Genomic DNA, 258 nt, shown 5'->3' on the forward strand with positions numbered 1-258 from the left:
GTGAATAAATAAAGGCGGCCACTCGTCACGTGGGAAATCATTTAAGCCTTTGACCACCGTATCAAAGCTATTTCCTGCCAAAAAGCTAAGCGCCCAAGGGATTTCAATTGCTCCTTTAATTTCCTTTGAATCGGCATCAGTAAAACCACCTATTGCGAGAGGTGCATGTGATTGTGTTTCAAATAAACCTTCAGCACCAGCTAACTTTTCAGGCTGATATTCATACAGAAGCTGAGCAGACTCATGACCATTTATGGC

At 42.6% G+C, this 258-nt stretch carries 1 protein-coding gene; it reads right to left on the reverse strand.

Going from position 1 to position 258, the window contains the following annotated elements; all coding sequences use genetic code 11:
• Positions 1 to 258: cytochrome ubiquinol oxidase subunit I (locus SB658_RS25345; RefSeq protein WP_410603194.1), on the reverse strand; the 258-nt coding region annotated here is incomplete at both ends.

Source organism: Bacillus sp. SIMBA_008, from assembly GCF_046535495.1.
GTDB classification, from domain to species: Bacteria; Bacillota; Bacilli; order Bacillales; family Bacillaceae; genus Bacillus; species Bacillus subtilis.